The following is a 23,724-nucleotide window of genomic DNA, read 5'->3' as shown; positions in this document are numbered from 1 at the left end:
ATTAATTAGATTCTGTATAATAAATTTGTAGCTTGAGTCTTTTTGATTCGTCTGCTGCTGTATTTCCATACAAAACAGTTCCTTCATGCCCCATAACGCTACTTGAAGGGACTTGCATTTTTTCTCCATTTAAAGAAGAAAAGCTTTGTACATCTTGAAATGAAGGTACTACTACATTTTGAGATACCATAACACCGAGTCTTACATTTGTAGAATCTTGGTGTACCAAATTACTAATATGATTGGTAATTCTAAGTTTGTAAAAATCTCCGTTGCCGTCACTATCTCGCTGTAATCTACCTAAATGGATGTTATAAGCATCTACTTGTTCTTCTTCGCTAGAGGTGGTATCTAGGGTGTAATCTGAAAGTAATCTGCCATTTTCAGCATCAAATATTATGAGTCTTTCTGGCTCTTGAGATCCACCAGTAACAACATTTTTATCGACATGAAAAATAAGATTTGCTTCATTGATAAGCCATTCATTTTGTCGTATCTCTTCTAGCTCATCTGGCACTCCATTACCATCTATGTCTCCACCAAATAGGTCAACATATGTAATGATACCTTCTCCACCTCTTACATAGAGTCTATCTTCTCCATTTACGTCATCAGAGCTAGCAATGTTACTTTGTATTTGACCATCTAGTTGGTTTTCAAACACATTCACGCTAATAGCATCAAACAATAATGTAACGGTTTGTCTGCTTCTTTGAGGCAATGGTCTGTCTGGCTTTGATTCTTCAAACTGAGTGGTAAAATGAATATCTAATTTTGCCGATGTCATGTCCATCTTAATCAAATTAGTATCTGTTCCATTTACTTCAAAGAACAAGCCTCTAAAATATTCTCTAAAATTATTATTGTTCAAGAGCTCTGGCATGCCTTCCATGCTTTGTATTTTCTCTTCAAAAAACTGTATGGGTAATTGAACTCTAATTCCAGGGCTTAAATTTGTATTTACATCCATTAAGACGCCACCTTCACCAACTTCCGAAGTTGTTTCTGTATATCCTTCATTACTAGCTACAAAATCTGAAATAGTATGTATTAAAGGCCCTTTAAAGCTTTGAAACAAATCATTTTGGTTGCTGTAGTAATTCTGGATATCTTCAAATCCACTCGTAGGATCAAAATCTCTCAAAAAGTAATTTGATTCAAAAATTGAAATATCCATGGGGGTATTTCCATAAATAGAATCAAGTTCATAAGTAGTCATATTCTCTGCGTCGGTAGTAGCTACACTAAAAAAAGGAATGTAAAGCACTACACTATCTAACACAGGAGCAACATTTAAGTTGGGATTTACACTTGTACCTTCAAGTACTACTTGAGAAAGTAAATTTACTTTAGACATACCATACACGGGATCGTTATATATCCCAAGTTGGTTGGTCTCTAAACTGTTTGTTTGAACAGCACCAAGCTTACGGCTGTAAGATTGTATGGTTGTAGATGCGTCAAGTATTGCATTTACATCCTGATCTCCAATAATTTCAGAGCCTATTGTACCTAAATCTTCTTCACAAGCTGCCATCGTAATAATTACAGCTAGTATCGCCAACAATTTTGGCAATGCATTTTTAATCTTCATACGTTATTTCTAAAAGTATATTATTCTTGTAATACTTTTGATTGGTAAAATTCTAAGTATTCTCGTTCTACATCTTCCATATGCTGGAATGGCAAAACAGGCTTTTCAATACCTTCTATGTACGTTTCTAGTTCTTCTGAAATATCCTGCGAACCAATAATTACAGCATCCGAATTATCGATAGCAATCTTCATTACATTCTCAAAAGTTGGCGTCTCTAGTGGAGCAACCACAGTATCATCGATGGCATCAAACTTAATTTTGTTAGCAACTTCAGTATTTAACATTCCATTAAATCCTTGGTTGTATACAGAAGTAACTATTTTACTATTTTCAAATAAAGGCTCATTTCCGTAGTAGTTTCTTAGATACAGTGGTAAGAAAGAAGCTAACCAACCATGAACATGTATAATATCTGGCGACCAGTTTAATTTTTTCACTGTTTCAATGACTCCTTTTGCGAAGAAAATGGCACGCTCATCATTATCCTCAAAAAAGTTTCCTTCTTCATCTGCATACGTTGCCTTTCGCTTAAAATAATCTTCATTATCAATAAAGTATACCTGCATACGCTCTTTTGGTATCGAGGCTACTTTGATAATCAAAGGCATGTCTAAATCATTAATAACAAGGTTCATCCCAGAAAGACGAATTACTTCGTGTAATTGATGCCTACGCTCATTAATATTTCCATAACGTGGCATAAAAATACGTATCTGGCCACCGTTATTATTTACCATTCTAGGTGCTTCAAACGACATGGACGAAATCTCTGTTTCTGGCAGGTATGGTATTACTTCCGAAGAAACATACAAGACTCTCTTATCTTTCATACAATCTTTAATTTATGTGCTAGGTGTTAAACGCGCAAAATTACGAAAATTTATGCAGATTGCTTTCAATATCTTAATTTTGCTTCCACTTTAAAAATCTACTATGAACGTCATTACAAAAAACGAAAATTTATCCACTGCATTACGCCCATACAAAAACCTAAAAAAAATAGGTTTCGTTCCCACTATGGGCGCTCTGCATCAAGGTCATTTATCTTTAGTAAGCCAAGCTTTAGAAGATAATGATTGTGTTGTGGTAAGTATTTTTGTAAATCCTACTCAGTTTGACAATGAAGGTGATCTTGTTAAGTATCCCCGCACACTTGATAAAGACGTAGCACTTTTAAAAACGTTACAAGGAACTGTATTTGTGTATGCTCCCGAAGCCAAGGAATTATATAACAACAGCATACAATCAAAATCATACAAGTTTGGTGCTATTGCAAATGAAATGGAAGGCAAACATAGAAAAGGTCATTTTGACGGTGTAGGAACTGTTGTCTCCTTGCTATTAAAAGCAGTGCAACCCACACATGCCTATTTTGGTGAAAAAGACTTCCAACAATTACAAATTGTAAAAAAGCTCGTTGCACTAGAAAAACTTCCTGTAACTATTGTAGGGTGCTCAATTGTAAGAGAAGCCAACGGATTAGCCATGAGTTCTAGAAATAAAAGGCTGAGTTCAGAACAACTAGAAGCAGCAACAGTCATCTATAAAAGTTTACAAATGGTCGCTGCTCAATTTAACAAAAAGTCAATTCCAGCTTTAAATGCTATGGTAGCACAGTGTTTTAAAGAAAGTGATCTCACCCTAGAATATTTCGAAATTGCCAACGAAAAAACACTAAAAACAGCCCAACGAAAACACAAACAAAATACCTACAGAGGTTTTATAGCAGCTTTTGCAGGAGAAGTAAGACTCATAGACAATTATAGACTTAATTAATTTTTTGAAAATCTGAATTTTGAGTTCTCAAATTCATATATCTTTGCCGTATGTTAATACACGTAGTAAAATCTAAAATCCACAGAGTAAAAGTAACCGGCGCCGATCTTAATTACATTGGCAGCATCACTATAGACGAAGATTTATTGGATGCCGCTAATATTGTTGAGGGAGAAAAAGTTCAAATTGTTAACAATAACAATGGAGAACGCCTAGAAACCTATGCCATTCCTGGTCCTAGAGGTAGTGGTGAAATTACACTCAATGGTGCTGCTGCAAGAAAAGTAGCGCCTGGCGATATTTTAATTCTTATCACCTATGGTCTTATGACTAGAGAAGAAGCAAAAGCATTTAAACCCTCTCTGGTATTCCCTAACGAACATAATTTGCTTACATAGTTTGAATAAAACACTATCAAAATTTTTACAAATATCCATCCCATTAGGGTTGGGTATTTTTTTGATATGGTATGTGTACAATCAGTTTACTCCAGTACAACTGGAAGAACTCACTAGTTACATTAAAAATGCGAACTACTGGATTGTACTTGCTGCTGTTGCATTAAGTGTTTTAAGTCATCTCTCTAGAGCCCACCGCTGGTCTTTTATGCTGGCTCCTTTGGGGTATGCACCCACATTAGCCAACAACTTCATGGCTGTATCTGTTGCCTATTTAATGAATATCTTTATCCCAAAAAGCGGTGAGGTTTCAAGGGCTATCGTACTCGATAAATACGAAAATATTCCTTTTTCAAAAGGGTTTGGAACGATTATTACAGAACGCGTTGTAGACTTAATATTCTTACTTGCCTTTGCCATTCTTGCCCTTATTTTAAAATTTGATATCCTGTATCAATACGTTTTAGAAAGCATCCCTCCTTCTCTTTTATACATTGCCATAGGCGGTACTATTCTATTAGGCATTGCAGTATTCGTTTTTCTGAAATTTTCTAAATCTAAAACAAATTCAAAAATCAAAAGTTTTGTTTTGGGTCTAAAAGAAGGCATTTTTAGCATTCTAACTATGAAACAAAAAGGCCCTTTTATAGGACATACATTTGTTATCTGGGGGCTCTATATTCTTTCGTTTTACACTGCCACTCAGGCCTTACCTGAAACAGCAAACATCCCTTTTGGGACCATCATTATTGCATTTGTAGTAGGAAGCTTCACCTTTGCTTTTACCAACAGTGGTTTTGGAACCTATCCAGCTGCTATTGCGGGTGTATTAATTTTATTTGATGTCCCTTTTACTGTCGGTACTGCTTTTGGATGGATTGTATGGACTTCAAACATTGCCTCCATAGTCATTTTTGGAGTGGCATCTTTAGCAGCATTGCCCATATACAACTCCACAAAAAAGCGACCTGTTTCATAAGTTGAAACAAGTCGCAAATACTATTATTTGTGTTGTGTTTTACGAAACTCTTTGCAAAGCAAATGAGTGAATTATATCTTGATGCTTGACGGCCCAATAATTAAGCGAAAATGTCTCTTTTTTGAGTTGTAATTTCTTAATGATATTACTCCTGTGTTTCTCAACAGTTCGCACCGATGTCATTAATTTTTCTGAAATCTTAGATGATGTTTTGTAAATTCCTATTAAAGCTAAAATAGTAATTTCTGTTTGGGTAAGTTCTTCTAGCTTTTCTAATGAAGCATCTAGTACTTTTATATCTTTTAACTCATTGCTAACAAACAATGTTCCTCTGTGTATCGCTTTTATTGCAGGTACTAGATCAGCAAGTGAGTCTTTAGCATACACACAAGCATCTACATGAAGAGAGCTAGCAATCAATAAATTGTTATGATGTTCTTCATTAAAAAGAAGCACACACTTGGTTCCAATTTTTTTATTTTTGATTTCTTTTACAATTTCAAACACAGAAATATCCTCAAAGTTCGTATCAAGAACCGCTATTTCTGGCTGTTCTCTTAGAATAAAGCGAAGTGCTTTAATACCAGTTTTAATTTCTTTTTGGATGTCGCACTGAAGTAGTGCGGTTTCTTTTTTAATTTTTTGTAATAATTGCGGGTCATTATGTGCTATTAACACAGTTAAATGTTCCATAGTAGCATTGAATAATTAGGTTAGAGACACTTCTTTTTCTTACAAAGGATAAAAACACACCTATTGTTTAAAGTTTACTGGTTAGTGTAAAACAAAAAACGTGGGATCCCCAGTTTTTAAAGCCTATGCAAAAGAACGTCTTGAATTAGTTGAAGTTCAAATATAGCAGATATGTAGCTGAAAACCTATGAAATAACTCCCTTTAACACTCTTTCATCCTACAAAAAACGAAAAACACGTGTTTTTACGGGGTCTTTTTTTTATTTATCGATATAATTGTCGTTTAATCGATAATAACAAATTGTGAATCAGGGAATTATAAGTGGTTTTTTTTCTTTTATCAAGTATCAAATGTCTTGTGTACTGAAATTGTAAAAACACATTTTCAAAATTTGACTATCTTTCGGCTTCCTAAAATTTCTGATATGAAAAAAACAAGCCTACTATTGTTATGTATGGTATTTGGATTTCTTGCAAATGCTCAAATTATCTATGAAGAATTTTCAAGTGACAAACTTGAAGAAACTAGAAAGCTAAAAATTCAATTACCAAGAAATTATGACACAAACACAGAAAAAGTATACCCTGTAGTTATTGTGCTAGATGCAGATTATTTATTTGAGCCCGTGGCAGGAAACGTAGATTATTTTAGCTATTGGGAAGACATGCCAGAATCTATTGTTGTAGGTGTAATGCAAGGAGATTCTCGTTATGACGATTGCAACTATGATGAAGACAATTACCTACCCGCAGACAAAGGAGCCGATTTTTTTGAATTTATTGGCTTGGAGTTAATGCCTTACATAGATAACAATTACCGTACTGCAAAATTCGTGATTGGTATTGGTCATGACTTCACAGCAAACTTTTTAAATTACTACCTGTATAAAGATCCACCATTATTTAATGGCTACATTGTATTAAGCCCAGATTTGTCTCCAGATACTGCCACCCGTATGGCTGGAAGAATCCCTTCTATTTCTTCACAAATCTTTTATTACCTAGCAACAGGCACAGATGATATTAAAGGTTTACTAGAAGGCACAGAGGCACTAAATACATCTTTAAAAACAATAGACAGCAAATCGTTTAATTATTACTACGACAATTTTGAGGGCGCTACGCATTACTCTTTGGTAGGACGTGGCATTCCTAATGCATTAGAAAAGATATTTTCTGTATACCGCCCTATTAGTAAGCAAGAATACAAAAGTGTATTAATGAAACTTGATAGCCCTATTAGTGACTATCTTATTGAAAAATACAACACCATAGAAGATCTATTTGGTCTTACCAACCCCATACGTATAAATGATTTTATTGCTACAGCTACCGCTTCTGAAAAGCGCAAACAATGGGAGTCCCTTAAAACGATTGCCGAAATGGCAAAGAAACAATACCCAGAAACTGTTTTAGGACCTTACTATCTTGGTCGTTATTTTGAAGAAGTTGGAGAGCCTAAAAAAGCCATGCGAACTTTTCAAGCTGCCTTTGACAAAGAAGAAGTAGATTTTATCACCATCGATATGATGTTGGACAAAGCAGACAAAATAAAAGAAGATTTCGGTTACTAAAATTGTGGTTCTTTTTAAAAAACAAACCCTCCAAAGCCTTGGCGAAGGAGGGTTTTTACTTGGCTAACGTTAGTTGAAAAAATAAGCCGAAAGTAATGTTGGGTATTTCTGTAATGCTGCTTTTACTTTTACTTCTGAAATTTTAGGGTGTTCAATTGCTTCAAAGGCACCCAAAAACAAAGCATCGTAAACCTTTTGATGTCTCTATAGAATTGTTTCTTTTGTTGTTGACATTACCATCTATTCTTTTATTATTTTCTTGGTAACCATTCTCTTATCTGTATATATTTCTAGCAGATATACTCCATTCATTTCTTTGCTAAGGTCTATAAATGACGCATCCCTTTTTTCTTGTACCAATCTACCTACCATATCATATAGCTTGATATTTTGTATGTTATTGTTCGGTGTCGAAATATTGATTTTTCCTGAAGTTGGATTTGGATGTACAACAACAGGTCCTATTACATTTTCTGAAATATTTAAAACCGTTTCATCTTCAAACAGTAGTGTAAATCTATTGTTAAACGTTCCATACCCACTTGTAAATTGATAGGGTGCTTCGGAAATATTAGTAATGACGCCAACTGCGTTATCTTGAAGATACACTGTTGCTTGGGCTATCTGCATTCCTTCTAATTGTGCTATCGAGATGGTGTATACAGTATCGTCCTGATCTATTTGAGATGAAAAACCAACTCCTACAGTCGCTTCTGTTGTAAAGGCTTCACGTCCTTGAATAGCCAATGCTTTACTTCCATCCAGGAGATGAGAATAAATAGATACTGGTGTCCCTAATCTAGGACTATCATATGTTGCATCAAAAAACGAACTCGCTCCTGCTGTGAAGCCAATTAAGGTAGTACTTCCAAGGTCGTACTCGGGGCTGTGTACTTTGAGCCAAATCCTATCCTTTTCATCAGCTTCTGGAGAACGCAAAGTGCTATTATTGGTCTTTCTACGCATAGCATTGGTAAATTGTACCGTTGCAGAAGTACCGTTGTTTTTAATCCCAAAGCCCTGAGCACTTGCTATAAAATCGGTTGGCGTTGTACCACCTGTTGCAGCTGGAACGCCTCCCATCACATTAAACACAGAAATATCTGCCATGTTAAAGTTGGCACTATTCGCTCCCGGGAATGTCGCATTTGGGGGCGAATTATGCTCCCAGAAATATACCTCATCTACGGCAGCATTAGCGTTCATAAAATCGGTTGCCGAAATAGCAGAAGGATATGGATTTGAGAGTATATTCGGACTTGCATTTTTATTTTCTACCGCAGTAGGTCCGGGTGTATTGAATCCTAGTGTATAAGAAACTACCCCATTATTTAATGTTCCTTGCGTACTCGTCTGAGAAAACACCAATGGATATTGAATATTCCCATCATTGATCGATGCCTGAGGCCATACAAGATATCCTTCACCAGCATTAAAACTGCCTGTATTTTGAGAATAATCATTATTGTCTATATCTACAAAATTAGTTCCATCAGGGAATAATGCTTGCACATCTGGATGCGGTAAAAAATCTTCTGTATTGTGTTGTAATTGTCTAAAAATTGGATGTAATACCCCTTCTGGCATATTGTTGGTCACTGGACTTCCTAACACCATAAAATCACGTGGCTTTAATAGTGGTGTGGTTATTTGAACTTCAACATCTCCGTTATTAATAGTACTCGCCGCGTCATCTGCTTGTACGACACTTCCAGTATGTTCAACAACAAGTTCAGCATTGACTCCTACCGTAATATTTCCGAGGGTATTGATATACGTAAGTGGGGCAACTGTAACTATAGCTGGGTCATTTATTACTAGTGTACAAGCATCTATACTTCCCATGGCTGTATTATAACTTTCATTTATAATTGCCGTTGTATTAATTGTTGGTACTCCATTATCCCAGATACCTCCTGTGAATGTTGTTGTGCTGCTACAAGCAAGAGGGAGACATCCCGCTTCTAAACCGCCATCACCAATGCTCCAACCAAAATCATTGATAATTGCTGTTCTATCTGCTGCACTTGCACAGTATTGGCTATTTCCGCCACTAAATTGTAGACCAGATTGTAAGGTAAGCATACTCCAAGCTGTTAATAAGGCATCATAATTTGCAGTAGATAATGTAACGCCATCAAACATGCCAAACACATCCTGTACATTGCTAATATCCCAACCACTCAAATCTTGATCAAAGGCGGTAGCATTTTCAAAAGCAAAAGCCATAAAATCTGCACCCGTTACATCCCAATTTCCAATAGGTTGATTGAAAGAACTTGCTCCAGAAAACATTTCATCAAAATATTGACTAGCTGCTGTGCTCCAAGAGCTAATGTCTTGGTTAAAGGAAGAAGCACCCTTAAACATAAGTCCAAAATCAAATACATTAGCAGTTTTAGTTCCCCACATACCAATAGGTTGATTAAAGGAACTTGCGCCTGCAAACATGGCGAACATTTCTTGCACATTGCTTACGTCCCAAGCGCTAATATCACCATTAAAAGCAGTGGCATCTTCAAACATAGAAATCATCACAGTTACATTGCTCACATTCCAACTTCCTATTTCTTGATTAAAAACAGTGGCATTGCTAAACATATTTACCATGTCTGTTACACTATCTGTGTTCCAAGAAGAAATATTATCATTAAAACTGGTAGCATCTTTAAATAGAAACGCCATATTTTCTACATTGCTCGTTTTTGGGCCCCAAAGGCCAACATTTCCATTAAAATTAGAACACCTTTCAAACATCCCAACCATATTGGTCACAGAAGAAACATCCCAACCGCCTAGATCTTGATTAAATGCTGTTGCACCTCTAAACATAGAAGCCATGTTTACAGGAACATCGGTACGTATGATCCAACCACTTATATCTTGATTAAAGGCAGCAGCATCGTCAAACATAAAAAGGAATGCACTTACACTGCTCACATCCCAGCCAGATATGTCTTGATTAAAAGGGGTATTTCTAAACATTCCATCCATATTTTGGATGGTACTTACGTTCCAATTTCCAATAGGTGAATTCATAGAAGTTGCTCCATCAAACATTCCTGCTAGGCTTGTTACATTGCTTAAGTCTGGAGCATCTGTAGCATTAATTACTAGGTTGGTACAACCTTTAAAAGCTCTGCTTAGTGTTTGCCAAGCAATGCCTCCCCAATTTTCTACAGAAAGAATTTTGTCTTTATCCCCAGCGTCATTAAAATAAATTCTTGGAAACAAACCAGAAATAGTAACGGTATGCGTTCCCGCCATAGCGTATACATGCGTAGCATCTCCAGAAACATTTGTATCTATAGTACCATCACCCCAATCTACTGTATAGTCTATTCCACTTCCATTTGTAGGGATCGTAATACTTTCATTATCTGTTGTGGTTTGCCAAGTAGTGATGAATTTAAAAGAATCGCAGTCAAAACCTCCGTCTATGATTATCCAGTTATTTGGAGCAGCTGTTAATATATTTCTTGCAGCTGCTGCAGTTGAAGCACAATAGGTGCTAAATCCTGCATCAAAAGGTATATTTTGTGGTATTTGAGTTTCTCCAGATGCCGTGTCCAAAGTGCTCCATCCTATTAATAGACTTTCGTAATTTAAAGTAGACAGAGTTGCATTATTAAACATAAAAAAAGCATTTGTCAAACTGCTTATGTCCCAACTACCTATATCTTGATCAAAAGAAGTAGCATTATCAAACATTGCTGTGGTATGAGTAACACTACTTACATCCCAATTACCTATATCTTGATTGAAAGAGGTAGCAAATCTAAACATATTATCTAAACGCAAAGCATTTGTTAATTGCCAGCCAGATAGATCATCGTTAAAAGAAGTCGCGTTTTCAAACATAGCCCTAAAGTCTTGAATATTTGACACATCCCAGTGACCAAAACCATCAACTATAGAGGTGGCAGCAAAACTTAAAAAGGCATCAGTAACATTGCTTAAATCTGGCGCATCTAGTGCATTTACAACTAAATTCGTACAACCAAAAAATGCAGAACGTAAAGAGCTCCATTTATTATCGCCCCATTGTTCTACGGTCATTATTTTGTCTTTATCACCAGTAAAGTTAAAATAAATTCTTGGAAAAAAGCCAAGTATTGATACCGTATGGACTCCAGGAGTTGTATAAGAATGTGTGGCATCTCCAGTATAAGACATCACTGGACTGCCATCTCCCCAATCTATCGTATAATTATAGCCACCACCTGTCGTAGGTATTGTTATTGTTTCGTTAACAACACTAGTTTGCCAGGTAGTGATAAAAGGAATGGTAGATGGACAGACAAAACCACCATCTGTAATAGTCCAATTGTTTGGCGCAGCAGTTAATATATTTCTTGCAGATTCACCGTTACAATAGATGCTATTTCCAGCGTCAAAACTAATACTTTGAGGTATTAGAGTTTCCCCTGCCCCAGTATCTAGGGTACTCCAACCTATTAATAAATCATCATAATTATCACTTGACATTCCAGAACCCAAAAACATACTTTGAGCAGAAGTGAGACTACTAATATCCCAAGTGCTTAAATCATCATCGAAGCTAGGTGTGTTACGAAACATGAACCCAATTTGTTCTACATTGCTAATGTCCCAATGACTAAAACCATCTACCACAGCTGTATTATCAAAAGAAGTTCTAATGTCTGTCGCCATGCTTAAATCTGGCGCATCTGTTGCATTTACAACAAGATTTGTAGAATTGGCAAATGCTTGTATCATCGTGCTCCAGGTTTGAGTGCCCCATTGTTCTACACTTAAAAGTCTGGATTGATTACTAAACCTTATTCTTGGAAACGTCCCTGTTATAGAAATAGTCTGGACACCAGGGTTTACAAAAGTATGCGTTGATTCTCCTGTTTGATTGGTGCTTGTAGTTCCATCTCCCCAATCTACATTATAATTATACGTCTCCCCCGAAAAAATAGGGATCGTAATAGCTTCATTGGCTATTGTAGTTTGCCAGGTTGTAATAAATGAATCAAGATTTACTATCTCTGATAGATCAATATCATCTACATAGGCAAGCGGTATTGCCGCCGAGTTTGGCTCTGTGCCATGATTGTCTGTTCTTGGAAAAAAATTAATAGCTCCAAGACTATTGAGGCCCATACTTGCGTTAGCCGAATCTGAATTAGGGTGCGACACTACAAAAACGTCATTAATACTCAAGTCTAATACATCTGCATCGATATCTACAACATATTTAATTTCAAACCAGGTGTCTTGCGGATAGTTAAAAGAAGTTATTACACCTCCTGCTTGATAATATCCTAACTCATTTGAGGCAAACTGTAACAATCCTCCAAATTCGGTTCCAGGAATTTCATCCTTCTGTATATCTACAAACATGGTATGCCCACTAGGAATATACATTTTAAAGGTGAGCTGCCAAGCTCCAGTCGTTTTATTGCCTAAAAGGTATAATTGATCTACAGGCCCCCCAAATGGAACACCTTCTGCTTTGACACTTTTAGAACCACTAAAAGCTTGCTCATTAGTAACTTCTACACTTTCATTCGCTGCACCAGTCCAAGTAGGCCAGTCTGCAGATTGCCCAAGAATTGGACCTAAACTATACGATTCTATATCGTCTGTTTGTTGAGCGAACGCTATTGTAGTAAAAAAAAGAAATGTACTTACTCTTAAAAAAGTATTCATTTTTGAGAATTTTGTTTGAGAGAGCAAGATACCTTGAGAAAGCGCGTCTGTCAATGTCAAAATGTGTCTATTTTTACGTAGGGCTACGTAGTCTCAAAAGAGCTGTTTCCTTTTATCTCTTCGGAAATATAAGATTTCCGAAGTAAGAAAGAACAACTATCTTTTATATAGAAAGAATAAGTTCTTTGTTTTCTTTGGTCCAAGAATTAAGGGCATCTACGCCTTTTTCTATATTTAATTTATTGATGATATTCGCCCTATGTTTTTCTACGGTACGTTGAGAGATAGAAAGACTTTCTGAAATTTCTTTAGAAGATTTTCCTAGGGTTACCAATCGAATAATGGTGCGTTCTGAAGGGGAAAGTAATTTCAATTTTTCAAGCTCAGGAACTACAGAATCATTAAAAACAGCATCAAAGGTTTTGCTAAAATAAGTATCTCCATTAAAAACAGCTTGAATGCAATTTTCAATTTCAGTAAAAGGTTCATCCTTTAATAAATAACCTGAAATATTTAATTCTTTGGCTTTTATAATGATGCCTTTCTCTTTATGCGAGGTGAGTACAATAAACTTCGTTTTAGCTTCGAGTTCTGTTGCTTTTTTTATAACCTCAAATCCAGTTAACAAAGGCATTTCAATATCAAGAATAGCCAAGACTGGTTTTTCATTTACAATAATATCAAGTGCCTCAGCGCCATTTACAGCAGCATGTAAATGCGTATAGCCGTGGGCTTCTAATTCTTGTAACAAGCCTTTAAGCAACATTGGGTGATCATCTGCAACTAAAATAGTATGGGTTCTCATGGTTTTATAGGGAGTTCTGCCATTAGTTTTGTTCCTTGGTCGTAATTACTTGTTATAGTTAACGTACCTTTTACTAATTTAATACGTTCGGCTAAAGTTTTTAGTCCTAAACTGTTTTTAAATTGTTGTTCGTCAAATGTAAAGCCTTTTCCATTATCTTCTATTGTTAAGTGTATAGAATTATTAACTTTAATAAGATCAATAAAAACTTCTTTTGCCTGTGCGTGTTTTAGAATATTGCTCAGTGCTTCTTGAACAAATCTATACAAATGAAGTGTTTCGTCTTCTTCAAAATACGTATCAACATTGGTTAATTCTAATGAGAAGAATAGCTCGGTCCGCTCATCCATCTCATTGGCTAATTGCTGAATGCTTTCGGTTAGGCCTAGTAACTTTAGATTTGCAGGATACAAACCTCTTGAAATACTGCGTACTTCCTCTAGTACTGTGTTTGTTAACGAAGCTAATTCTTCTTGTTCTTCTTGCTGCGATTTTTTCTTAATGAGTGTAAGTTGTTGCCCAACACTATCATGTAGCTCTTTGGCAATTCTATTTCGCTCTTTTTCTTGAGAACCCATTAAATCTCTAGAAAATTTTACTTGCATATGTTGTCTTTTTCGAGCTTCAAATAATAAGTACAATAAAATTGAAACAACAGCAATTGATAGTAGTAAAAAGAACCACCAGGTTTTATAGAAAAAATCTTTAGAGTTAATTTGAAGTTTTAAGGGTTCTCCAATGGTATTTCCAGTAAAATCTTGTGCCGCAATTTCTAGGTCATAAACCCCAGAAGCCATATTTACAAACCGAATAGATTGTTCTTTTCCAAGATCTACCCATTCGTTTTTATTTAATCTGTATTTATATGAATTTTCATTGTATGTTACATTGTTTGTCAACGCAAATGAAAGCTCAAGCTCTTTGTGCTCTGCAGGTAATTCAATAACAGTGTTTTGACCCAACAGCTCCATATTAAATTGTGATGTTATTTTATTTAAACCTATATCATATTTTTTGCATTCAAGCAACCTGAGTTGACTGTCAATAACAGCGGGCTGTAGGTCTTTTGGGCGAAAATAATTAAGCCCTTTTATAGTCCCGATCAACACTCCATCCTTTGTTTTAAGTCCGCTATACCTATTTCCTTCGTTATCACTTAATCCATCTTTTTTAGAGAAACGTCGTATGCTTTTGGTCTCTATATTATAGTGTACCAAACCATTAAAAGTACTAATCCACCAATTTGGGCCATCATATACAATTTTGGCAATTCCTGCGCCTAAACCATCTTTGTATACAGTTTTGTACTCATTTGTTGTCTCGTTATATGAGGTTATAGTTCCATCTCTAGATCCTAAAACAAAACCGTGTGGTTCTTGATAATCTGCCATTAATAGAAATGCATCCCCTAACACATTTTTATCTGTATACATAGCAACTTTTTTATGTTGCAAATCATACCTTAGTACTCCTTTACTAGTGGCTGCAACAACAAGATTGTTATGTATGGCAAGATCATAAATAGTTAGCGTATCGGTCTTTACAAGCATATCGTGCTCAAAAGTGCGTTTGTTAAACGACATTAAGTTGTATCCTTTTGTACCATAGATAAAAATATCAGTATTCAATGGCTCAAAACACAACACAGGATAGTGTCTAGAAAATATTGCATTTTTACTTTTGCGATCCATTTTAAAAAAACCGAACCCATTAAACCATACTGTATCTTTCTCAATAAATACATTTCTTGATGAGCTTGGAAGAAATTTTTTGCCCTCTAAAAAAACATCATAAGGTGTTATGTTTTTTGTTGTTTCATTGAAGGTATACCATCCATTCTTTTCTGTGCAGATTAGATAGTTATCATCTTCTAATGCTTCAATAGAACGCATTTCATAATCAGGTAATAATACTTCTACCTTTTTTGAAGGAAACTTAAAATAATGTAATTCACCTCCATTCGTCCCAACCCATAACTCTTTTGATATATCTGCAGAAGCACATTTAATACTAAATGGGCTATCAAAAACTCCACGCGCTGTTGTGGTGTTAAAACCTTCATTGCTAAATCGATTAAACATTAAATCTTGACCAGAAGTATGCAACACTAATTCATCATCACCCAGCTCATAACTATATATAGTTGATTGATTTAAAAATGTATTTGGTAGTTGAGAGGGACGAATCTCGAGTGCATCAAAATCTATCTCACTTAACTGCTGCTGATCTAATATAAAAGTGAAAATTTTTCCATCTTTATAGAACACCTCATCTATCATATAATTTGTAGATTTTCCAGTTCTTAGGTTATTATATTTTCTGTTTTTAAACCTCTTCAATAATGTGCCATTCCAATCAAAAAACATAATTGGAAAGTTATCATCACTAATAAGTACCCCTTTTTCATGAAAAACAATCTTTGAAACAGCATCAACTGTAAATTTATTTCCTGAATACGTAAATGAAAACATGGGCTGTAATGACAAATCATCATGTAATATATTTAAGCTAACCTGTTCATCAACTTGAGTAAGTATGTAGTTCTCTTCCTTATACCTATAAATATTTGAAATAAACTTAGGTATGTTGGGCACAAGCATAAACTCTTGTGTTCGAGGATTAAATACTGAAAATAAATTATCTCCTAAAACATAAAAAGTCCCATCGCCTCTGTTTACCATTTGGTGTATTTGCGGCACTACATTTGTCGAACCTGTATTAGGAACATCAAAACTATGAAAAGCTTTTCCATCAAAACGTTGTATTGTTCTAGTTCTGTCCTTTGAAAGTATACTACGTGTATCATAATTTGCACCACCTATCCACAAAAAACCATCATTATCAAATACCATAGCACCTAAAACATCAAGGTCGAGTCCGTCTTGCTTTGTGAGTACTTTATGATATAGTTTTGTTTCCTGTGCAGTGACACATAGAAAACTCAAAACAAGCAGTAAGAAGAAAGAAAACCTCATTTAGGGAAACAAAAATTGTGTTACATATCGTTGCAAAAGATAGTTAAAAACAGGGCATAAAAAAAGCCACAACATTACTTTAAAAAGTATGTTATGGCTTTACAAACTTAACTTAAAACCTACTCTTTGATAAACCTTTTAGCGCTTACCGTATTTTTTGTTGTCATTCTTAGATGATAGGTTCCACTAGCTAGTGAACTAACATCAATTTTTGTTGTACTAACATTTCCGAAGGTATTAGTATACACCACTCTACCTAACTGATCTACAATATCGATACGATCTATTATTGTATTTTGGATAGATGCCACCGTTAGAAATTCATTAACTGGATTCGGGAATACAACAAAGGCATTAGCCGTTTCTTCATCTGTCCCTAGAACAGTTTCTTCTTCAAACAACACCACAAATCTATTTGAGTGTGTCCCGGGGTTTGCTAAAAATGTATACTCAGTCTCTGAAAGATTTGTAAGTACTTCTGTTTCTTGGTCTAATAAATACACCGAAACATTTGATAACTGCTCTCCCTCAAAAGCGCTCAAAGTAATGGTATAAGTAGCGTTATTTACTGCTAATTGGGTGGAGAACCCAACTGGCACTTTCATACCAATATCGAAATTCTCCCTTGATTGTATAGCGAGTTCTTCGCTTCCATCCTCTAAATGAGAAAACAGACTCATAAAACTCGCCAATCTTCTACTATCATACCCAGCATCTAGTTGTGCCGATGTAGCGTCACTAAATCCAATAAGTGCGGCAGACTCTAACCTATATGTTTCGTTGGTTACTTCTAACCAAAGTTTATTTATATTACTATTTGGAGTACGAAGGGTGTTATTGCCAGACAAACGTCTCATGTCGTTTGAGAACAAAGCAGTTCCTGCTGCGCTGGCTTTAATACCAAATCCTTGTCCGGTTGCTATAAATCCATTTGGTTCTGTATCGTTAGATCCTATCTCGCTTGGCGCTTTTACCCCACCCATTAGGTTGTACATAGAAATGTCTTCCATAGAAAAATTAGCGCTGTTATAGCCTGGTAAGGTTGGACTTGGCGGCGTAAGGTGTTCCCAGAAATATACCTCATCTACCATTGCGTTTGTGTTGATAAAATCGTCTGCTAAGATTGCAGAAGCATATGGGTTTGCTACCATATTTGGACTGCCATTTTTATCGGTATTAAACAAAATTGGTACCATAACATCGCCATTGGTGAGTGTTCCTTCAGAGTGCGTGATAGTATAACTTCCTCCAGTAAGTAAATCTGGTTGTGGCCATACTAAATACCCCTCTCCTTGTGTGATAGCTCCTGTGTGAACTCCCCAGTTATTTCCATTATCGTCTGCAAAATTTTCTGCCATTGGGAATGCAGCCGCCACTGTAGGGTCTGGAATAAAGTTAGCTGTATTATGTTTCAACACTCTAAACGAAGCTCCAAAAGCATCTTCTCTTGTTTCTGCTGTCATAGGGCTTCCCATAATCATAAAATCTCTAGCCTCTAGGTTTGGTGTGGTAACGTCTACATTAATTGTCCCGTTATTAGTCACTACAGATGTTGCATCTTGTTGCAATACCGTTCCTTGATGCTCCACATTAATTGTCCCATTATTTACGATACCGTAGGTAACTTCAAGATAGTCTCCACCTCCAATAGTGAGCGATGTAGACGCGTCGATAGAAACACTACAGGCTTCAATATTCCCGTAGGGCATGCTCGTGGCAGGATCTATAGCACTGGTATCGTAGTCGCTTCGTATGATGGCATTCATCGTATTATCTGGAGCCCCATTATTCCATGCTCCGCTAATAAATTCTGTGGTCCCAGAACAAGCTGGTAAGGGAGCTGGTACCGCAATTACATCAAAGGTATATACCTCTGCATTGATATCTCTTACCGAGGCTCTCATTTTAAGATTTGTTCCTGCTGCTACATTAAATAAAGATCCATCATTAAAGAAACACGAAACTTCAGTTCCTCCACAAGCATCAAAAAATGTTATGGACATAGAAGCACTCACATTATTTACTTGAATTTCTCCATCTACAGGCATGGTAACATCATACCATACATCGAGGTAGGTTCTTGTTGTATTGTTTTCGCAAGAAATTTCACTATCGTTTGAAGCGCCTCGTATATCTGTTTCAACAAATAAAGGGTTTAAGGTACTTAGATTTAATACCGTTGCATCTGCACAGGCATCATTAGGAGCTGTTTCAAAGGCCTGAATTCTAAAATCTGAATTGTCATTAAGATTAATATCTCTATCCGAATAACGTAAAATATACACTTGATCTTGGTTAAGGTTATAAATAATTCCGCCACCAAATTCGCACCCCACATCTATCATATCTCCGCAAGCATCATATAATGTAATCGCTTCACTAGCACCATCTGTATTGGTAATCTGTATATTACCTGCTACTGGCATGGTAAACTCATACCAAGCATCTACGTAAGTTCTAGATTCGGCAGCACCACAAGGGTTAGGAATACTAGGACTTGTAGAAGGGGTTGCTGATCTTAAATCTGTTTCTACAAAAAGCTGCTCTGTGGTAGTAACAACAATGGTTTCTCTATCGACACACTCATCATTCGCTAAGGTTTCAAAGGCTCTAATTCTGAAATCAGAATTACTATTTACACTTATATCCCTATCCGAATAACGTAGCACATAGGTTTCTCCCATGGTTAAATCATAAAATATCTCACCACCAAACCCGCAAGCAAGTTCAACGGTGCTTCCACACATATCATATAATGTATGTGCCTCACTAGCTCCATCTGTATTTAATATTACAATATTACCATTTACTGGCATTTCAAATTCATACCAAGCGTCTACGTAGGTTCTCGTTTCACTTACACCACAGGGGTTTAATAATGTTGGATCTGTAGAAGGAGTGGCTCCTCTAAATTCTGAAACTACTGTTAACTCAGTATCTGTGGGAACTACTAATATTTCTCTATCTGCGCATTCATCATTAGGGATGGTTGCAAATGCTTGTAATCTAAAATCGGAATTGTTATTTACGCTCACGTCTCTATCTGAATAACGTAAAATATAATTGGTGCCCCCCAAGAGGTCGTAAATAATGCCACTACCAAATTCACAACCAATGTCTACAGTATCACCACACATACTGTATAACGTAATAGCTTCAGTACCTCCATCAGTATTTAAAATAGAAAGGTTACCATCTACGGGCATGGTAAACTCATACCACACATCTAGATATACATGACTGGCATCTGCATCACACGGGTTGAGTAATGTCGGATCTGATGAAGCAGTTGCTGCTCTTAAATCTGTAATTACTGTTAGCTCTTCAGTAGTTGTTACCACTAATGTTTCTCTGTCTACACATTCATCATTTGCAATAGACTGCAACGCTGTTAGTGTCATTGTTGTACTACTTGTTGCCTGACTTTCAGCTATAGAATGTCTTAAAAAGTAGGTCTCTCCTATAGTAAGACCTTCAAAAATACCATCATCTACAAAACAACCAATCTCATTAACCGTATCACAAGCGTCATACAATGTTAATCTATCAAAAACAAACAATCCTGAAACACTTATATTTCCTTGTACAGGCATGGTAAATTCAAACCATTCGTCTGGGTTAATAGTGTTTTCGTCACAGGTACCTGTTATTGAACTTGGACTCGCATTTCTTAGGGTAGAAGTAATGGTTGCTGTAGGATCATCCATTCCTGTTTGTGTAAATGTAATGTTCTCTGCGGTACTACAGGTATCATTTGTAATTTCCTCATACACTTCCATAACTAGTGTACTTGCAGTTGCTTGACCTTCTGCCATAGAGTGTCTTAGTAGATATGTTGTTCCACTCGTTAAATTATACAACAATCCGCTATTGGTTCTACAACTTATCTCGGTAGCGGTATCGCAAGCACTGTACAGTGTCAATTTATCAAAAACAAACAATCCTGTGACACGTATGTTACCATTTACTGGCATCGTAAACTCATAAAATACATCTAGGTTTACTGAGTTAGCATCACAAGTCCCATCAATGCCACTATCAGAGGCATTTGGTATATTACTTGTCTTTGTTACCTCAAAATTTCCAGCTCCATTTACAGCAAACACCATGGGGTCTGCCATATCGCAATCATTGTTTGAGGCTCCTTGTAAAAGCTCAATAGAGAATGTTACTGGATTTGTCGAGTTTGTATTGGCATGTCTCATTTTGTAGGTAGTGCCTCCTGTTAATGCTAACAGCAAACCATTTCCTCTTTCACATTCTACTTCAGTAGCAGTATCACAAGCTGTGTAGAGTGTTACATAATCAAAAACAAAAAGACCTCCAGACAACCTTACATTACCATCAAATGGCATGGTAAATTCATAAAAAACATCATTAAAGCTTCCATTAGAACTACAAGAATCTGTAATAGCACTTGGAGTTGATGTAGCAAACAAGGACGTTACTGTGGCCTCATCATTGCCATTAGCATTTGTAGTAAAAACTAAAGGTTCGGGGGTGGCACAATCATCACTTCCACTAATCGGGAATGCTTGTATGGTAAAATCATACATTCCATTACCATTGTTGAATCTTGCATATTTTAAGGTGTACTCTTGACCAGCGATTAACCCATTTACAATATCATCATTAAAGAAACATGCTATTTCGGTCCCACCACAACTATCATATACATTAATGTAATCATTACTTGAGATATTAGAAATCACAACATTACCCGATACAGGCATGATAAAATTGTACCAAACATCTGGATCTGTAAAACCAACGCTTTCACAACTTCCTTCCTGAGTATCTGAAGCTCCTTGCGTATTTGCTGTATACGTATTTGCTGTAGTAGTACTAACCGCAATCGTTTGACTAGTAGCGCAGGTATCATTTGCAGGTGGCTCAAAAGCTTGCATGGTAAAACTATAGGTTCCGCTACCATTATTATATCTAGCAAATCGTAGAATATAATCTGTGCCACCTGTTAAATTATAGACAGAACTATTTCCAAAAAAACATGCAATTTCGGTCCCACCACAACTATCGTAAATGGTAATATAATTATTAGATGCGTTATTTGAAACCAATATGGAGCCATCAACTGGCATGGTAAAGTTGTACCAAATATCGGGATCTGTAAAACCCGGGCTTTCACAACTTGCTTCTATTGTTTCGCTGGCGCCAGAGGTACTAACCGTATAATCTGTGGGCATCATTTCGCTTACAATAAGTGTATCACTGTTGGCGCATTCATTATTAGTAGGTTCTTCAAAAGCCTGAACTGTAAAATCAAAGCTGCCGCTACCATTATTAAATCGAGCAAATTTTAGAATATAATCTTGACCTGCAGCTAATCCATAGACGATACCATCATCAAAGAAACAAGCAATTTCGGCACCACCACAACTAGTATAAATATTTATGTAATCGTTGTTAGTAATTCCTGTAACACTAATGTTCCCATTTACTGGCATCGTAAAATCGAACCAGACATCTGGATCAGTAAAACCAGGGCTTTCGCAACTTCCCTCCACTGTTTCTGTAGCATCTACAGTATTTGCAGTGTAGGTGTTGGCCATTACGGTGCTTATTGTAATGTTTTCGCTAGTTGCACAGGTATCATTTGCGGGCTGTGCCATGGAGATGGATGTTGCTAAAAACAACAAAAGGAGTACTACTTTTCTCATAATTGTAAGGTTTTTGGGAGGAGAGTTTATGTTACTAAATTAAATGATACATGGCGAATACGTGTATTTTTTTAGTCAATGAGCGTTTTTTTTAGCCAATGCACATATTTTAAGGATAAAGCACCCCATTTTGTTAACTTCTTTCTTATTCTGAAATATGAGATCTCGAGATTATCGCTATTTTTACTCCCCTATGGCCAAAACAAAAACCACCTTTTTCTGTCAAAACTGCGGCGCTCAATTTGCTAAGTGGCAAGGACAATGTACCTCCTGTAAAGAATGGAATACCATTGCCGAAGAGGTGATTCAAAAAGCAGAAAAGGTAACCTGGGATATTTCAGAAAAAAACACAGCAACTGCAAAAAGAGCTGCAAAGCCTTTAAAAGTTGCCGACATATCTACCCATGCCGAAGCAAGAATAGATACCAAAAATCAAGAATTGAATCGTGTACTCGGAGGTGGTTTGATTCCCGGAAGTTTGACACTTTTAGGAGGAGAACCAGGAATTGGTAAAAGTACCTTGATGTTGCAAATTGCCTTACAACTTCCTTATAAAACACTATATGTTTCGGGAGAAGAGAGTGCTCAACAAATAAAAATGCGTGCCGAGCGTATCCATCCTAATAGTGAACACTGCTACATTTTAACGGAAACCAAAACACAGCATATTTTCAAGAATATTTCAGAAATGCAACCCGATATTGTGGTGATAGATTCTATACAAACCCTGCACACAGATTATATAGAAAGCAGTGCTGGAAGTATTTCGCAAATAAGAGAAACAACAACAGAGCTTATAAAGTTTGCCAAAGAAACCGCTACTCCGGTTATTTTAATTGGGCATATCACCAAAGATGGAAACATTGCTGGACCCAAAATTTTGGAGCATATGGTAGATACTGTGCTTCAGTTTGAAGGAGACAGAAACCATATTTATAGAATTTTACGCGCCAATAAAAATCGTTTTGGAAGTACTAGCGAACTAGGTATTTACGAAATGCAAGGCAGTGGTTTACGAGAAGTTTCAAATCCTTCGGAAATATTATTGTCTAAAAATGAGGAAGAATTAAGTGGTACTGCAATAGCCTCTACACTTGAAGGCATGCGCCCTCTTATGATTGAAATACAAGCCTTGGTCTCAACAGCTGTCTACGGAACTCCACAAAGAAGCGCAACTGGGTATAATGCCAAAAGGCTTAACATGATTTTGGCAGTGCTCGAAAAACGGGCTGGTTTTAAGTTAGGTGCTAAAGATGTGTTTTTAAACATTACGGGAGGAATCTCTGTAGACGATCCTGCCATAGATTTAGCAGTAGTTGCCGCAGTGCTGTCTAGCAATGTAGATATCACTATTGACAAACGCATGTGTTTTGCTGCCGAAATTGGATTGGCAGGAGAAGTACGTCCTGTAACCCGAGTAGACCAACGCATTTTGGAAGCCGAAAAATTAGGGTTTGAAAGTATTATCATTTCAAAATACTGCAAACTACCCAAAGAAACCTATGGCATACAGATTATTAAATTAGGGAAGGTGCATGATGTGGTGAAGCATTTGTTTGGGTAATTAGAA

The 23,724-nt window shown here is 36.4% G+C and carries 12 protein-coding genes; 5 read left to right on the top strand and 7 right to left on the bottom strand.

The annotated features are described in order from the left end of the window. Position 1: 1 nt before the first annotated feature. A complete protein-coding gene (gene bamH / locus ACY2RS_RS06645; RefSeq protein WP_490097842.1) occupies positions 2-1,594 on the bottom strand; it encodes a BamH family beta-barrel-assembly machinery protein in 1,593 nt (530 codons plus the stop codon). A gap of 20 nt (positions 1,595-1,614) precedes the next feature. Continuing rightward, the gene (locus ACY2RS_RS06640; RefSeq protein WP_490097841.1) at positions 1,615-2,427 is read right to left on the bottom strand and encodes a glycogen/starch synthase; all 813 of its coding nucleotides are present in this window, start codon (positions 2,425-2,427) and stop codon (positions 1,615-1,617) included. 103 nt (positions 2,428-2,530) lie between these two features. Between ACY2RS_RS06640 and panC the strand changes: the two genes are divergently transcribed. From panC to ACY2RS_RS06625, 3 genes are read left to right on the top strand one after another with little or no spacing between them, the layout of a single operon-like run. Beyond that, positions 2,531-3,373, top strand: a complete 843-nt coding sequence (panC, locus tag ACY2RS_RS06635) for a pantoate--beta-alanine ligase (RefSeq protein ID WP_490097840.1) — start codon at positions 2,531-2,533, stop codon at positions 3,371-3,373. Between the two features lie 50 nt (positions 3,374-3,423). Continuing rightward, entirely contained in the window at positions 3,424-3,771 is a 348-nt protein-coding gene (gene panD, locus ACY2RS_RS06630; RefSeq protein WP_490097839.1) for an aspartate 1-decarboxylase, read from the top strand. Between the two features lies 1 nt (position 3,772). Continuing rightward, positions 3,773-4,750 (top strand): lysylphosphatidylglycerol synthase transmembrane domain-containing protein, encoded by a 978-nt coding sequence (locus ACY2RS_RS06625; RefSeq protein ID WP_490097838.1) that lies wholly within the window; start codon positions 3,773-3,775, stop codon positions 4,748-4,750. Between the two features lie 39 nt (positions 4,751-4,789). On the opposite strand, the gene ACY2RS_RS06620 is transcribed toward ACY2RS_RS06625, so the two are convergent. Next, entirely contained in the window at positions 4,790-5,443 is a 654-nt protein-coding gene (locus tag ACY2RS_RS06620) for a LuxR C-terminal-related transcriptional regulator (protein ID WP_490097837.1), read from the bottom strand. Positions 5,444-5,868: 425 nt separating this feature from the next. Here ACY2RS_RS06620 and ACY2RS_RS06615 point away from each other — a divergent pair, with 425 nt between their 5' ends. Continuing rightward, complete coding sequence (locus ACY2RS_RS06615) at positions 5,869-7,017, top strand: alpha/beta hydrolase (protein ID WP_490097836.1); 1,149 nt, start codon at positions 5,869-5,871, stop codon at positions 7,015-7,017. 240 nt (positions 7,018-7,257) lie between these two features. Here the strand turns inward: ACY2RS_RS06615 and ACY2RS_RS06610 are convergent, their stop codons facing one another. The 4 genes from ACY2RS_RS06610 to ACY2RS_RS06595 all read right to left on the bottom strand — a co-directional run bounded on the left by ACY2RS_RS06610 (position 7,258) and on the right by ACY2RS_RS06595 (position 22,154). After that, positions 7,258-12,696 (bottom strand): BspA family leucine-rich repeat surface protein, encoded by a 5,439-nt coding sequence (locus ACY2RS_RS06610; protein ID WP_490097835.1) that lies wholly within the window; start codon positions 12,694-12,696, stop codon positions 7,258-7,260. 163 nt (positions 12,697-12,859) lie between these two features. Further along, on the bottom strand, positions 12,860-13,501 hold the full coding sequence (locus ACY2RS_RS06605) for a response regulator transcription factor (RefSeq protein WP_490097834.1): 642 nt from the start codon (positions 13,499-13,501) through the stop codon (positions 12,860-12,862). Then, a complete protein-coding gene (locus ACY2RS_RS06600) occupies positions 13,498-16,446 on the bottom strand; it encodes a sensor histidine kinase (RefSeq protein WP_490097833.1) in 2,949 nt (982 codons plus the stop codon). Before ACY2RS_RS06600 ends, ACY2RS_RS06605 begins: the two co-directional genes overlap by 4 nt. 149 nt (positions 16,447-16,595) lie before the next feature. Next, a complete protein-coding gene (locus tag ACY2RS_RS06595; protein WP_490097832.1) occupies positions 16,596-22,154 on the bottom strand; it encodes a T9SS type A sorting domain-containing protein in 5,559 nt (1,852 codons plus the stop codon). Between the two features lie 193 nt (positions 22,155-22,347). On the opposite strand from ACY2RS_RS06595, the gene radA reads away from it, so the two are divergent. After that, positions 22,348-23,718: a DNA repair protein RadA gene (radA, locus tag ACY2RS_RS06590; protein ID WP_490097852.1), complete on the top strand. Its 1,371-nt coding sequence runs from the start codon at positions 22,348-22,350 to the stop codon at positions 23,716-23,718. The last annotated feature ends 6 nt before the right edge of the window (positions 23,719-23,724 follow it).

This window comes from Patiriisocius sp. 208BN25-11, assembly GCF_058147145.1.
This window is presented reverse-complemented; position numbering and strand designations above follow the sequence as displayed.